Source organism: Actinoplanes sp. NPDC026619 (genome assembly GCF_040638295.1).
Taxonomy (GTDB): Bacteria; Actinomycetota; Actinomycetes; order Mycobacteriales; family Micromonosporaceae; genus Actinoplanes.
The window spans coordinates 198,941-212,379 of the sequence record NZ_JBEZYA010000010.1; the positions used below are offsets into that span (position 1 = coordinate 198,941).

A 13,439-nucleotide genomic window follows, 5' to 3' on the forward strand; every position below is an offset into this window, starting at 1 on the left:
GCGCGGCCCAAGCAGGCGAGCGCTCCGCCTGATCCACATTGCCATTCATCGAGCAACATCGCTGCCCCGCCTCGGAACCGGGTCGTGTCGGGCCGGTGGCCGCAGGGCGACTACCAGGAGATGTGGCTGGTAACACGGCCGGGTCGCAGCAGACTGTGCCGACCCGATCGCCTAGAGTCCGCCCATGGCGACTATCCACCAGGCCACACTTTCTCCGACCAAACTCGAGTTGCTTTCGGCTTGGCTTCCCGGCCGCCATTGGTACCCGGCCGACGATGTGAAGGACCTCCAGCGGATCGCCGCGTGTCGTTTCGACGACCCGGCGGGCGAGGTCGGGGTGGAGATGCTCCTGGTCCGTGCGGAGGGCGGCCCGCTCGTGCACGTGCCGCTCACCTACCGCGCCGCGGCGCTCGAGGACGCCGAGCAGCACCTGGTCGGCACGACCGAGCACTCGGTGCTCGGCACCCGCTGGGTCTACGACGCGGTGGCCGACCCCGTCTACATCGAGGCGCTCACGACGGCGATCCGCACCGGCGGCCACGAGGCCGAGGAGTTGGTGGAGACGGCCGAGGGGCCGCAGCGCCGCGACCCGCAGATGCGGGTGCGCGGCAGCGGCTGGGCGCAGACCTCGGAGCCGGCCGGGGAGGTGTTCCGGGCCGAGGAGGGCGATCCGGCCGTCGTGGTCACCTCGGCCGTACGGCTGGAAGTGCGTCGCGTGCTGAGCGACGAGCCGGCCGCCGGTCTTCTGTATCTCTCCGGCACCTGGGAGGGGAGCTCCGCCCCGACAGTTCTGGCCGAGCTCTACTAGTTACATCAGCTCCTTCGCCGCGAAGTCGAGGAAGCCGTCCATGTCCGGTCCGCAGTTCATCAGCGCGATGTGGTCGTAGCCGGCCGCCTCGTACTCGCGGATCGCCGCCAGATAGGGCTGCGGGTCCGGGCCGACGGCGAACTTGTCCTTGATGTCGTCGGGCCGGACCGTCGCGCTGGCCGCCTCGAAGTTCGCCGGGTTGGGCAGCTCGGACATCACCTTCCAGCCGGTCACCGCCCACCGGGTGGTCTTGTGCGCGGCCTGGACGGCCTCGTCGACGGTGGGCGCCCACGCGACCGGGATCTCGGCATACTTCGGCCCGGTTCCGCCCGCGGCGGCGAACGCGTCGACGAGATCGGCCCGCGGTTCGGTGGCGAACAGACCCGTGCCGTGCGTGGCCGCCAGCTCCGCGGCCTGCTTGCCGCCGGCCGCCACCGCGATGGCCGGCAGCCGGTCGGGAAGATCGAAGACCCGGGCGTCCTCCAGCTTGAGATACCGGCCGTCGTACGACTGGTACCCGCCCTGCCACAGCAGGTTGATGATGTCCAGCGCCTCGGCGAGGAGCTCCTGCCGTTCCCGTACGGCCGGAAAACCGCGCCCCACCACGTGCTCGTTGAGCCGCTCGCCGGCGCCGACGCCCAGCGTGAATCGATCATCGGAGATGATCGCCAGAGTCGCCGCGGCCTGCGCGATGATCGCCGGGTGGTAACGCACCGTCGGGCAGGTCACACCGGTCGCGAGGCGCAGCGTCGAGGTCCGCGAGGCCACCGACGACAGCACGCTCCACACGAACGGTGAGTGCCCCTGCACGTCCAACCACGGATGGTAGTGATCGCTCATCTCGGCGAACGCGAACCCGGCCTCCTCGGCCCGCACCGCCTGCCGGATCAGCTCCTTGGGCCCGAAGGCCTCCGCCGCCAGCTTGAATCCCAGTTCCATGACTGCCGAGTTCCCCGAAACGGCGCGCCCACACTGCCTGTTAACCTCGCGAATCGTGGGCGGAATCGTGGGCGACAACGGGGCACGGGTCATCGGCGGGCGCAAGTTCGACTTCGCCCGGCAGGTCGCGGTGATGGCGATCGTGAACCGGACGCCCGACTCGTTCCACGACCGGGGCAGCACGTTCGCGCTCGAGCACGCCCTGCAACGGGTCCGGCAGGCGGCCGCCGAGGGCGCCGACTGGATCGACATCGGTGGCGTCCCGTTCGCCCCCGGCCCCGAGGTGAGCGCCGCCGAGGAGCTTGATCGGGTGCTACCGGTGGTGACGGCGGCCCGTGACCTCGCGGTGGTCTCGGTCGACACGTTCCGCCCCGAGGTGGCCCGCGAGGTGATCGCGGCCGGCGCCGGCGTCATCAACGACACCTCCGGCCTGCGTGACCCGGCGATGGCCGACGCGGTCGCCGGCACCGCCGCCCAGCTGGTGATCACGCACAGCCTGGCCGCCCCGCGCACCCCGTGGCCGAGCCCGCAGTATCAGGACGTGACCGCCGAGGTGGGCGCCTTCCTGTCCGAACGCGTCGCGCTCGCGCTGTCCCGCGGGGTGCGCGCCGATCAGATCATCATCGATCCGGGTCACGACCTGAACAAGAACACCTTCCACACCCTGGAGATCACCCGCCGGCTCGACGAGATCGCCGGGATCGGTTACCCGGTGCTGGCCGCGGTGAGCAACAAGGACTTCATCGGCGAGACCCTGGACGCCGCCCAGACCGAGCGGCTGTCCGGCACCCTGGCCGCGGTCGTCTTCTGCATCACCAAGGGCGCCCGCATCGTCCGGGTGCACGACGTGGCGGCGACGGTCGACGCCGTACGCCTGACCGAAGCCGTCCTCGGCTGGCGCCAGCCCGCCTACACCAGGCACAACATCTAATCCTTGTGATCCCAGCCGGTCATCATGTCGGTGACCCAGGGCTGCGGGGGCACGGCGTCCGGGCCGAGCACGCGCATCGCGCCCAGGCAGGTGAGCAGCATGCCGACGGCGAAGAACTCGCGGGCCTCCTCGGAGCTGACGCCGGTCAGCTCGCGGACGGTCTCGTAGAGGCGGCCGAAGCAGGCCCGCACCGGGTCGCCGATCACCGGGTCGGAGCCGGCCGCGGCGAAGCCGTGCAGCAGCAGCACGATCAGCTCCCGCTCGGCCAGCAGATCGTCGTAGGCCTCCCCCATCGCGGCCAGGGTCGGTGAGACCGCGGCGGCCTCGCGGAACTTCGCCTCGACCCGGTCGCCGGCGTGATTGACCGCCGCGATGAACAACTCCTGCTTGGTGCGGAAGATCCGGATCACGTACGGCTGGGAGACGCCGGCCAGACGCGCGACCTGGTCAGTGGTGGTGCCGGCGTAGCCGCCGAGGCTGAACGCGGTGACGGCGGCGGTCACGAGCTGAGCGTGCCGCTCCTCCGCGGTGAGACGTGTGCGGGTGGTCATGGTTGACAGGTTATCAGTCAATAACTAACGTGGCTGTCGTAGTTATCATTCGATAACAACTTCCGGGGAGCAAAGCAGATGACCACCACCGCCGTACGCCAGCCGGCCTCGCCGCCGGCCCGCAAAGCGCGCCCCCTCGCGGCGGTTCTCGCCGCCGTGGGCATCCCGACCTTCATGGTCACGCTCGACAACCTGGTGGTGAGCACGGCACTGCCGGTGATCCGCGAGGACCTGCACTCGTCGCTGACCGACCTGCAGTGGTTCGTCAACGCGTACACGCTGCCGTTCGCCGCCTTCCTGCTCACCGCGGCCGCGCTCGGCGACCGGATCGGCCGCCGCCGGATGTTCCTGGCCGGCATCACCGTCTTCACCCTCGCCTCGGCCGCCGCCGGTCTGGCCTCGGAGAGCTGGCAGCTGACCCTGGCCCGCGCGATCCAGGGCCTGGGCGGCGCCGCGGTCGCCCCGCTGGCGCTGACGTTGCTGGCCGAGGCGGTGCCGGATCGGCTGCGCACCGCGGCGGTGGGCGCCTGGGGCGGCATCAGCGGCCTCGGCGTCGCGGTCGGCCCGGTGGTCGGCGGCGCCGTCGTCGAGGGCCTCGACTGGCACTGGATCTTCTGGCTGAACGTCCCGGTCGGCGTGGTGGCAGTCGTCCTGGCCGCGACCGTTCTGGACGAGTCCCGTGGCGGCGCCCGCAAGCTCGACCCGCTCGGTCTGGCCCTCTCCGCGGGCGGGATGCTCCTGCTGATCTGGGGAGTGGTGGATGGCCCCGACCACGGTTGGGCATCGGTCCGCGTCCTGAGCATGCTCATCACCGGCGCCGTTCTGGTCACCGCGTTCCTGCTGTGGCAGAACCGCAACCGCACCCCGATGCTGCCACTGAGCCTGTTCCGGTCCCGCGCCTTCAGCCTCGTCAACATCGTGACCCTGACGTTCTCGGCCGGCACGTTCGGCGCGGTGTTCCTGCTCGCCCAGTTCTTCCAGGTGGTGCAGGGGCTGAGCCCGCTCGACTCCGGCCTGCGCACGCTGCCCTGGACGATGGCCCCGATGGTGGTGGCGCCGCTGGCCGGCATCTTCGGCGACCGGCTCGGCCAGCGGAACCTGATCTTCGCGGGCCAGGTCCTGCTCGCCGGGGCGATCCTCTGGATCGGCCTGGCCAGCACCGCCACCGTCAGCTACCGCGACCTGGTCATCGCGTTCGCCATGGCCGGCGTCGGCATGGGCCTGACCTTCGCCCCGATCAGCACGATGGCCCTGGCCAGCGTCTCCGAACAGCAGCGCGGCGTCGCCTCCGGCGCCAACAACACCGTCCGCGAGCTGGGCGTCGCGGTCGGCGTCGCGGCGCTGGCCTCGGTCTTCAGCTCGTACGGCAGCTACACCAGTCACGCGGCCTTCGTGGACGGCCTGCGCCCCGCGGTCTTCGTGGGCGCGGCGATCGTGGCCGCCGGCGCGGTGGTGGCGCTCTGGCTCCCCAAGCGCCACTGACCACCGGCGCCCCGGGCAGCTTTGCCCGGGGCAGCCGGGGACGGGGGCGCTACAGTGCGGCGATGGCGCTCAGTTCGTCCGAGATAGATCTCTTCGAACGCTTCCGGCCCCGGCTCGAGGCGATCGCCTACCGCCTGCTGGGTTCGGCGAGCGACGCCGAGGACGCCGTGCAGGACACCTTCCTGCGCTGGCAGGCGGCCGATCGGGAGCACATCGAGACACTCGGCGCGTGGCTGACCAAGGTGCTCACCAACCTCTGCCTCAACCAGCTCACCTCGGCGCGGGCCCGGCGGGAGACCTACGTCGGGCAGTGGCTCCCGGAGCCGCTGCCGGCCGGCGACCGGATGCTCGGCCCGGCCGAGACGGCCGAGCAGCGTGAGTCGGTGTCGATCGCGGTGCTCACCCTGCTGGAGCGGCTGTCCCCCAACGAGCGCGCGGTGTACGTGCTGCGCGAGGCGTTCGGCTACCCGCACGGCGAGATCGCCCAGATCCTCGACCTCACCGAGGCGAACTGCCAGCAGATCCACCACCGCGCCAAGCAGCGCATCGCCACCGACCGCGCCCGCACCCAGCCGGACGCCGTCACCACCCGGAAGATCGTCGAGGAGTTCCTGGCCGCGACGCTCAGCGGCGACGTGGACGGCCTCGTGCAGCTGCTCACCACGAACGCGACCGGCGTGGCCGACGGCGGCGGACACGTCCCGGCCCGCGCGACCCCGGTCACCGGCGCCCTGACCATCGCCCGGTTCCTGCGCGGCGCGTGGCAGCCGGCGCTGGTCGAGCGATACGTCGGCACCGGCGCCCTGAGCGCGCGGGTCGCCGACGTCAACGGCACCCCCGCCGTGCTGGCCCTGGTCGGCGACCGGGTCGTCGGCGTCATCTCGATGGACGTGACCACCGACGGCGTGGCCGCCCTCTACATCCAGGCCAACCCGGAGAAGCTCCGGCGCCTGTGGCCCACGTCATAGCCGCGCCTGTCAGGAAGGGGGCCGCTGCCCGGTTCAGGAACCGAGCGCACCCCACCTGACAGGAGCGACGTCATGAAACACCGCATCGTGATCCTGGGCGCCGGATACGCCGGAACCCACGCCGCCGGCCGCCTGGCCCGCCGCCTGCACCCCGGCGACGCCGAGATCACCCTGGTCAACGCCGAGCCCGACTTCGTCGAGCGGATCCGCCTGCACCAGCTGGCCACCGGCCAGGACCTGCGCCCCCGGCCGCTGCGCGACCTCTATGCCAAAACCCATGTCACGGTACGGACGGCCCGGGTCACCGCGGTCGACGTGAACCGCCGAACGGTGCAGCTTTCCGACGGCGAACTTCCCTACGACACCCTGGTGTACGCCCTGGGCAGCACCGCCACCGCCGACGGCCACCACGTGGCCAGCCGCCCCGCCGCGCTGCGGGTGCGGGACCGCCTGCGCGAGCTGGCCGCCGGCTCGACTGTCCGGGTGGTGGGCGGCGGCCTGACCGCCATCGAGGCGGTCACCGAGATCGCCGAGTCCCGCCCCGACCTGACCGTGTCGATCGCCGCCCGCGAGGTCGTGGGCGGCTGGCTGAGCGACAAGGCCCGGCAGCACCTGGCCCGCGCCTTCACGAGGCTGGGCGTCACCGTGCACGACCGCACCGAGATCGCCCCGGGCGACATGACGGCCGACCTGACCGTGTGGACGACCGGCTTCGCGGCCCACCCGATCGCGGCCGCCAGCGGCCTGACGGTCGCCGGCACCGGGCAGATCGAGGTGGACGCGACGATGCGCTCGGTCTCGCACCCCGACGTCTACGCGGTCGGCGACGCCGGTTTCGCCGCCGGCCCCGGCGACAAGCCGCTGCGCATGTCCTGCGCATCGGGCGTCCCGATGGCCTGGCAGGCCGCCGACGCGATCGCCGCCCGCCTGACCGGCCGCGAGGTGAAGACGATCCCGCTCCGCTACTACGGCCAGTGCATCAGCCTGGGCCGGCACGACGGCATCGTCCAGTGGGTGACCCCCGACGACCGGGCCAAGCAGTCCGCGCTGACCGGCGCCGCGGCCGCCCGGGTGAAGGAGTTCGTCTGCGCCGGCGCGGCCTGGGGCACCGCCCACCCCACCGTCCTGGTGGTTCGCCGCCACCGGGTCCGGACCGGCCGTTACGAGTCCGCGCAGGCGTCGTCGAGTTTCTGACCGACGGTCTGGAAGCCGCCGTTGACGTACGCCTTCGGGTCGGTCTGCTGCGACGCCGTCCGGAGGTCGGCCGACACCGCCGCGAGCGCCTGCTTCAGGTCGGCGTCCGGGGTGCCGGCCGCCTCCTTGTCGAGCTTGGCCGCCATGCCGGTGAACGCGTCGCGCATGTCCTGCTTCGCCGAGTCGGACGAGCCGTTCATCTTCACCGCGAGCTGCACCGCGCCGTCGGTGAGGATCTTGTAGGCGGCGGTGCACACGTAGGCCGGCACCCCGGCCGAGGCGGACGGGGTGGGCGCGACGCTGAACGGCACCGGCACCGCTTCCGGGGAGATCTCGATGGCGCAGCCGGAGGCGAGACCCGCCGTCGCGATCAGGGCGAGGGGCAGGGCGGTGAGGCGGCGTTGCGGCACGGCGTTTCTCCCTCGAGCTCTCGTACGCGATGCTCGCGCTCGCGTGCGGACAAGCATAGATACCCACCGGTAGGAAGATTGATCGCGCACGATGAAATCCGGCGGGATTAGGCCGATCGGTCCAATTTGCCACCCGTTAGGCGACACATCTCCCTGCGGTAGACCACAGTTAACCGACATTGTGCCCAACATGCGAAAAAGCGGTAAATCGGTCGTCCGTCGGACTATGATCGCCGCCGTCTCCGCCGCGGTCGTCGCGGCCGGCGGCGTGGCCCTGGCCGGGGTGGTCTCGACCGATCCGGTCGTCTCCCCCTCGTTCAACGGACCGGTCTACGCGGTCGCCTACCGCGGCGACACCGTCTACGTGGGCGGCAACTTCACCAGCGCGAACACCGGCGGGAAGAACGTCGCCCGGACCCGGCTGGCCGCGTTCAACGCCCGCACCGGCGCCCTGCTCGACTGGCACCCGGCGGCCGACGCGAACGTGCGCGCCCTTGCCGTCGACGGCGACACCGTCTATGCGGCCGGCGACTTCGACAACGTCAACGGCACGTCGCGGGACGCGGTGGCCGGCATCGGCGCGACCTCGGGCCAGCTCACCGCGCTGCGGCACACCGTCCTCGGCCAGCCCAGCGCCCTGGTGGCCGGCTTCGGCCGGCTCTACGTCGGCGGCCGGATCACCGCCGTGGACGGCACGCCGCGCACCAACCTGGCCGCGTTCACGCTGGCCACCGGCGCGCTGGATGCGTGGGCGCCGACCACCGACGACGTGGTGAGCGCGATGGCGTACACGTCCGATCGCATCTATCTGGGCGGGCGCTTCCACAAGACCAACGGCGTCCCGTCCACGCTGCGACTGAGCGCCGTCGACCCGGCCACCGGCGTACTCGACAAGTCTTTCGTCGCCAAGCCGGTGTCGCAGGTCTTCGCGCTCGCCGCCGACCAGGCCGGCGTCTATGCCGCCCTCGGCGGCCAAGGCGGCCGGGCGATCGCCTACACCCGCACCGGCCAGACCCGGTGGACCCGCGTCTTCGACGGGGATGCGCAGGCCATCGCCACGCTCGGCGGCATCACCTACGTCGGCGGGCACTTCGACAAGGCCTGCACCACCTCGAACAACGGGATCAAGGGCGTCTGCACCGACGGGTCGGTGACCCGGGGCAAGCTGGCCGCGATCGACGCCCAGGGCAACCTGCTCGACTGGTCGCCGCAGGCCAACGGCGTCGCCGGCACCCGGCAGCTGGCCACCAGCGATGCGCTCGGCGCGATCAGCGCGGTCGGCGACTTCACCACGGTCGGCGGGGTGGCCCGCAAGCGTTACGTGTCGTTCGCCGGCGCCACGCGCACCGAGGCGACGGACACGAACACCACCGCCAACGACTACGTCGCGTCCTACAACTTCGACACCACCATTGCCGACGGTACGTTCGACGACGGCTCCGGGCACGGACATCTGCTGCGCGCCGTGAGCCGTAACGGCGGCAAGGTGACGATGGCGCCGCGGGGCAGCGGGCAGGCGCTCACGTTCCCGCCCAAGTGCACCGGCACTACCTGCCCGCGACTGGTGCTGCAGGCCGCCGACACCGCCGACCTGAACCCGGGCAACCGGCCGCTGCGTTACGGCGCGACCGTGCTGCTGGCCGCGGCCGAGACCGCGAGCGGCGAGAACATCCTGCAGAAGGGTTACTCGACCGGCGGCGGGCAGTACAAGCTGCAGGTCGACGGGGTGTCCGGCAAGCCGAGCTGCGGGATGGGCGGCAAGGACGAGAAGGCCGTGCACATCGCCCGCAGCCGCGAGTCGATCGCCGACGGCAAGTGGCACACCCTGGAGTGCCGGCGCACCGGCCCGACGCTGTCGGTCGTGGTCGACGGCCAGATCATGACGAGCGTGGCCGTTCCGGTCGAGCTGTCGGTGGTGTCGAGCCTGCCGTTCAGCGTCGGCGGCAAGGGCGTGGGCGCCGACGGCGACCAGTTCCACGGCAGCCTCGACGACGTGTGGATCCACATCGGCTGATCAACGGGCCTCATCTAGGACGCCGGCCGACTCACGGATCATCGCGGCGATCCGCGGGTCGGCCGGCTCGACCGTGCCGGCCGGGTCGAGCAGCACCCGGGTCGCCGCGGCCAGCTCGGCGTTGTCGGCCGCGACCATCGATGAGAGGTACGCCGGTTCGCCCGTTCGGGGGTTTTACGGGGCCGGAGTGCCGGTTGCGGCCGCTTCCTCCGCGCCGCCGCCGCTGCCGCTGTTGTCCTCGTCGCCGCCGCCGGTGCCGCTGTTGTCGCTGCCGCTGTCGCCGCCGTCGCTGCCGCTGTCGCCGCCGGTGGTCTCGGTGGTGGCCGGGGCGCCGGTCGTGGTGGTCTGCTCGGGCGCGCTCGTGGTGGCCTGAGTGGTCGGCGCCTTGGTCGGTGTCGTGCTGGCGGCGGTGGTGGCGGCGGCCGAGTTCTTCGGGGTCTTCGTCACGACCTGGCCCGGTTTGTTGTCGTTGCCCTTGTTGCCGGTGTTCTTGGTCGTGGCCGGGGCGACGGAGCTGCTCGGACCCACCGTCGCGGAGTTCGCCGGCGTCGATCCGCCGAAGATGCCACCCGGGTTCGCGAACGCGAGCACGGCCACCGCCGTGCCCAGGACAGCCAGGCCCAGTGCGGCCAGCCAGGTCGTACGCCGGCCGTTGCCGCCACCGGTGGAGCCGCTCACCGGAACCACGTCCGGGAGCACCGCCGGAAGCACCGAGGTGTGCCCGTCGGTCGCCGGCGACGACGGGCGGGCCGGCGCCGGAGTGGCCGCGAGAATCGCCGTGGTCCCCGACCCGGCGCCCTCCGCTGCGGCGACCAGGGCCTGCTCGGCCGCGTCGGCCATCGCGGACGCCGAGGAGAACCGGTCGGCCGGGTCCTTCGCCATCGCCGTCATGACCAGGTCGGCCACCGCGGGCGGCACGTCCGCGGGCAGGGCCGGCGGTTCCTCGTTGACGTGCTGGATCGCCACCGCGATCGGGGTGTCGCCCATGAACGGCGGGTGCCCGGCCAGGCAGTGGTAGGCCACCACGCCCAGCGCGTACACGTCGGCCGACGGCCCGGTCGCCTCTTTGGAGACCTGCTCGGGCGCGATGTAGAGCGCCGTCCCGACGACTTCCTTCGCTCCGGTCAGCGCGGCCGACTCGGCCGAGCGGGCCACCCCGAAGTCGACGAGAACGACGGTGCCGTCGGGCTGGATGATCAGGTTGCCCGGTTTGACGTCGCGGTGCACGATCCCGGCCTGGTGGGCGGCCTCGAGGGCACGCCCGGCCTGCGCCACGATCGACATGGTCTCGGCCGGGCTCAGCCGGCCCCGCTCGGCGATGCGTTCGTTGAGGGCCTGGCCGTTGACCCGGGCCATCACGATGTACGCGTCCGGCCCGCTCTGCCCGTAGTCGTAGACGTCGGCCACCCCGGGGTGGTGCAGCACCGCCATGGCGCGCGCCTCGTGCCGGAACCGGGTCTGGAAGCCGGGGTCGCCGGCCCGGCCGGCGTGCAGTGTCTTGACCGCGACGTCACGGCCGAGCACGGTGTCGGTGGCCTGCCAGACCTCGCCCATGCCGCCCGCCGCGATGCGGTCGTCCAGGCGGTATCGATCGCCGAGTATCTCTCCGGGGTGGGGCATGCCCTCCCCACTACCCACTCGGGGCGGAACTGAAATCTCCGGTGCGGCTCATCTTCTGCCAGGCGAGCCGGCGCCCGGTCACCGCGGCCACCGCCGAGGCGAGAAGCACCAGGTACATGAGCTGCCGGTAGACGACCTGTTGCAGGGGCAGGGTCCAGAGCGGACCCAGTTTTTCCCGGTCGAGGCGGAACGCGAGCACCGCGGTGAGGATCTGGATGACCAGCACCGCCAGCCAGCCGAGCAGGGTGACCTGCCGGTCGAGGAAGAAGATGCCGTAGACCGCCATCAGGTCGATGAGCGGGGCCAGCAGTGGCAGCAGGACGGTGAACACGGCGATCAGCGGCAGCCCGCCCCGCCCGAAATGGCCGGGTTCCAGGACGGCGCGGCGGTGTTTCCACATCGCCTGCATGGTGCCGTAGCTCCATCGGTACCGCTGCCGCCACAGTTGCCGCATGGTGGCCGGCGCCTCGGTGTAGGCGATCGCCGACTCCTGGTAGACAACTTTCCAGCCGGCTCGCTGGATCGCCATGGTCAGGTCGGTGTCCTCGGCGAGGGTGTCGGTGCTGAGCCCGCCCGCGTCGGTGAGGGCCTGCCGGCGGAATGCGCCGAGCGCGCCCGGGATGGTGGGGATGCAGCCGAATGTGTCGTACAGCCGGCGGTCCAGGTTGAAGCCGATCACGTACTCGATGTGCTGCCACTTGCCGAGCACGCTGCGCCGGTTGCTGACCTTGACGTTCCCGGCGACCGCGCCGACCCGCCGGTCGGCGAACGGCTGCACGAGCTGGTGGATCGCGTCCGGGGTGACCACGGTGTCGGCGTCCACCATGACGACCAGGTCGTCGTGGCTGAGCGCCACCCCGGTGTTGAGGGCGGTGGCCTTGCCGCCGCTCGGGATCCGCACCACCCGCACGTTGCCGAGCTTGAGGCTCTCCACGACCGAGGTGGTCGAGTCGGTCGAGGCGTCGTCGACGACCAGCACCTTCACACCCGGGTGCGCCGAGCGGGCCAGCGAGCTGACCGCGGGCGCGATGGTGGTCTCCTCGTTGAACGCGGGGACGACGATCGTCACCGGCGCGGTCACCGGCATCCCCCACGACCAGCTCGGCGCGCGTCGCCGGCGGGCGTGCACCCAGGCGAAGGCGAACAGCACCAGGGTGCGCATCAGGATCAGCCCGCCGGCCACGATGAGCAGCACCCACAGCGCCTTGAGCACCGCGTCGGCGCCCTGCACGGTCCAGACCAGGGCCCGGCCGCGCCAGACGTCGGTCGAGCCGGCGGTCGGGTCGGGTGGCAGGCCGAGCGCCTGGGTGACGGTGGTGAAGCGGTAACCGTCCTGCTGCAGCTGCGGGATCAACCGGTCCAGCGCCACCACCGTTTGCGAACGGTCGCCGCCCGCGTCATGGAACAGCACGATCGCCCCTCTAGAACTCTCGGGCGTCGCGTTGCGGATGATCGCGTCGATCCCTGGCCGTCGCCAGTCCTCGCTGTCCACATCGTCGAGCACGGTGATATAGCCCTGTGCCCCGACACTTCTGACCGTCGCGTAGTCGGCGTCGGTCAACGCGTCCGGGAAAGACGAATAGGGCGGCCGCAGCATCGACGTCGACCGGCCGGTGGCGTAGGCGATCGCCAGCTGGGTCTGGGAGTTCTCCAGGTCGCGCCGCCACTGCGGCAGCACGGCCAGGTCGGGGTGGGTGAACGTGTGCGCCCCGATCTCGTGTCCCTCGGCCATGGTCCGCCGGGCCAGGTCCGGATGCCGGGCGACCTGCGAGCCGACCACGAAGAACGTGGCCGGCACGTGGTGGCGGGCGAGCACGTCGAGGATCTTCGGCGTCCACGCCGGGTCGGGCCCGTCGTCGAAGGTCAGAGCGATCGTCTTGGCCGGCATCTGCACCGACGACGGCTTGCCTCCGGCGAAGGAGATGGCCGGCCCGCCGTCCAGCACCGCCGACGGCACCGACGAGTCCCGCGACGACCGCGGGGTCGTCCCGTCCGGGCTGAACCCGGCGTCGGTGTAGACCTCGACGACCACGACGGTGGCGAGCAGCAGGACGACGGCGAGCGCCAGGAACGCCCGCCACGCCCGCCGGCGGCGTCGCAGCGCCGGGATCTGCGCCGTCGACAGCGGATCGTCGGGCGGTGGGGCGCCTCCGTAGACCGTCACCGGGGGCAGGCCCCCGAGGCGCACGGCGGGCGGGCCGGCGGTGCGGCCGGCCCGGACAGCTGGCTGGCCCACACCGCCGCCAGAACCAGCACCAGCAGCACCCCGGCCACGTAGACGGCCCACCGCATCCGCCGGCGTCGCGCCCCGCTCGGGTCGACGAACACCGGCGCTGCGGGCGGGACGTCCGACCGGATCAGCCCGGTGACCTCGTCGGCCGGCAACCGGGCCTTCCCGACCGCCCGCCCGACCCGGGCCCGCCCACGCGAGGGTGGGCGCACGGGGGCGCGTCCGGTGGGCGGTTCGTCAGGCACATCATCGACGCTAGGAGATGAATGCCCGCCGCGCACGGTGGCGGACG

Annotated in this window: 13 protein-coding genes; 6 read left to right on the forward strand and 7 right to left on the reverse strand. The window is 72.0% G+C overall.

The genetic code is table 11. From position 1 onward, the window contains the following. Window positions 1-184: 184 nt before the first annotated feature. Window positions 185-808, forward strand: coding sequence for a hypothetical protein (locus tag AB0E90_RS22940; protein WP_360408967.1), 624 nt, complete (start codon window positions 185-187; stop codon window positions 806-808). Here AB0E90_RS22940 and AB0E90_RS22945 read toward each other — a convergent pair whose 3' ends face one another. After that, a complete protein-coding gene (locus AB0E90_RS22945; protein WP_360408970.1) occupies window positions 809-1,747 on the reverse strand; it encodes a TIGR03557 family F420-dependent LLM class oxidoreductase in 939 nt (312 codons plus the stop codon). 55 nt (window positions 1,748-1,802) lie between these two features. Here AB0E90_RS22945 and folP point away from each other — a divergent pair, with 55 nt between their 5' ends. After that, entirely contained in the window at window positions 1,803-2,678 is an 876-nt protein-coding gene (gene folP, locus AB0E90_RS22950) for a dihydropteroate synthase (RefSeq protein ID WP_360408973.1), read from the forward strand. On the opposite strand, the gene AB0E90_RS22955 is transcribed toward folP, so the two are convergent. Beyond that, complete coding sequence (locus AB0E90_RS22955; protein WP_360408976.1) at window positions 2,675-3,229, reverse strand: TetR/AcrR family transcriptional regulator; 555 nt, start codon at window positions 3,227-3,229, stop codon at window positions 2,675-2,677. The genes folP and AB0E90_RS22955 overlap by 4 nt on opposite strands. Before the next feature lie 78 nt (window positions 3,230-3,307). Here AB0E90_RS22955 and AB0E90_RS22960 point away from each other — a divergent pair, with 78 nt between their 5' ends. From AB0E90_RS22960 to AB0E90_RS22970, 3 genes are all read left to right on the forward strand, one after another. Further along, entirely contained in the window at window positions 3,308-4,711 is a 1,404-nt protein-coding gene (locus AB0E90_RS22960) for a DHA2 family efflux MFS transporter permease subunit (protein ID WP_360408979.1), read from the forward strand. A gap of 62 nt (window positions 4,712-4,773) precedes the next feature. Continuing rightward, on the forward strand, window positions 4,774-5,679 hold the full coding sequence (locus tag AB0E90_RS22965) for an RNA polymerase sigma-70 factor (RefSeq protein WP_360408982.1): 906 nt from the start codon (window positions 4,774-4,776) through the stop codon (window positions 5,677-5,679). A gap of 72 nt (window positions 5,680-5,751) precedes the next feature. Beyond that, on the forward strand, window positions 5,752-6,873 hold the full coding sequence (locus AB0E90_RS22970) for an FAD-dependent oxidoreductase (RefSeq protein ID WP_360408985.1): 1,122 nt from the start codon (window positions 5,752-5,754) through the stop codon (window positions 6,871-6,873). Here the strand turns inward: AB0E90_RS22970 and AB0E90_RS22975 are convergent. Then, a complete protein-coding gene (locus tag AB0E90_RS22975; RefSeq protein ID WP_360408988.1) occupies window positions 6,840-7,283 on the reverse strand; it encodes a hypothetical protein in 444 nt (147 codons plus the stop codon). The genes AB0E90_RS22970 and AB0E90_RS22975 overlap by 34 nt on opposite strands. Window positions 7,284-7,509: 226 nt before the next feature. On the opposite strand from AB0E90_RS22975, the gene AB0E90_RS22980 reads away from it, so the two are divergent. Further along, window positions 7,510-9,297 carry a LamG-like jellyroll fold domain-containing protein gene (locus tag AB0E90_RS22980; protein ID WP_360408991.1) on the forward strand — a complete coding sequence of 596 codons (1,788 nt, stop codon included), beginning with the start codon at window positions 7,510-7,512 and terminating at the stop codon, window positions 9,295-9,297. Here AB0E90_RS22980 and AB0E90_RS22985 read toward each other — a convergent pair whose 3' ends face one another. Genes AB0E90_RS22985 through AB0E90_RS23000 form a run of 4 tightly spaced genes read right to left on the reverse strand, consistent with a single transcriptional unit; the run spans window position 9,298 to window position 13,392 of the window. Further along, window positions 9,298-9,435, reverse strand: a complete 138-nt coding sequence (locus AB0E90_RS22985) for a hypothetical protein (RefSeq protein WP_360408994.1) — start codon at window positions 9,433-9,435, stop codon at window positions 9,298-9,300. A 36-nt stretch (window positions 9,436-9,471) separates the two neighbouring features. After that, the gene (locus tag AB0E90_RS22990) at window positions 9,472-10,917 is read right to left on the reverse strand and encodes a serine/threonine-protein kinase (RefSeq protein WP_360408997.1); all 1,446 of its coding nucleotides are present in this window, start codon (window positions 10,915-10,917) and stop codon (window positions 9,472-9,474) included. A gap of 10 nt (window positions 10,918-10,927) precedes the next feature. Continuing rightward, window positions 10,928-13,081 carry a bifunctional polysaccharide deacetylase/glycosyltransferase family 2 protein gene (locus AB0E90_RS22995; protein WP_360409000.1) on the reverse strand — a complete coding sequence of 718 codons (2,154 nt, stop codon included), beginning with the start codon at window positions 13,079-13,081 and terminating at the stop codon, window positions 10,928-10,930. After that, window positions 13,078-13,392, reverse strand: coding sequence for a hypothetical protein (locus AB0E90_RS23000; RefSeq protein WP_360409003.1), 315 nt, complete (start codon window positions 13,390-13,392; stop codon window positions 13,078-13,080). The genes AB0E90_RS22995 and AB0E90_RS23000 overlap by 4 nt, the downstream gene beginning before the upstream one ends. Between the last annotated feature and the right edge of the window lie 47 nt (window positions 13,393-13,439).

Excerpts from the sequence above, each read along its gene's own strand:
- AB0E90_RS22960 (WP_360408979.1), top strand. The coding sequence starts at position 3,308 with ATGACCACCACCGCCGTACGCCAGCCGGCCTCGCCGCCGGCCCGCAAA.
- AB0E90_RS22955 (WP_360408976.1), bottom strand. The coding sequence starts at position 3,229 with ATGACCACCCGCACACGTCTCACCGCGGAGGAGCGGCACGCTCAGCTC.
- AB0E90_RS22985 (WP_360408994.1), bottom strand. The coding sequence starts at position 9,435 with ATGGTCGCGGCCGACAACGCCGAGCTGGCCGCGGCGACCCGGGTGCTG.
- AB0E90_RS22965 (WP_360408982.1), top strand. The coding sequence starts at position 4,774 with ATGGCGCTCAGTTCGTCCGAGATAGATCTCTTCGAACGCTTCCGGCCC.
- AB0E90_RS22970 (WP_360408985.1), top strand. The coding sequence starts at position 5,752 with ATGAAACACCGCATCGTGATCCTGGGCGCCGGATACGCCGGAACCCAC.
- AB0E90_RS22940 (WP_360408967.1), top strand. The coding sequence starts at position 185 with ATGGCGACTATCCACCAGGCCACACTTTCTCCGACCAAACTCGAGTTG.
- AB0E90_RS22980 (WP_360408991.1), top strand. The coding sequence starts at position 7,510 with ATGATCGCCGCCGTCTCCGCCGCGGTCGTCGCGGCCGGCGGCGTGGCC.
- AB0E90_RS22945 (WP_360408970.1), bottom strand. The coding sequence starts at position 1,747 with ATGGAACTGGGATTCAAGCTGGCGGCGGAGGCCTTCGGGCCCAAGGAG.
- AB0E90_RS22990 (WP_360408997.1), bottom strand. The coding sequence starts at position 10,917 with ATGCCCCACCCCGGAGAGATACTCGGCGATCGATACCGCCTGGACGAC.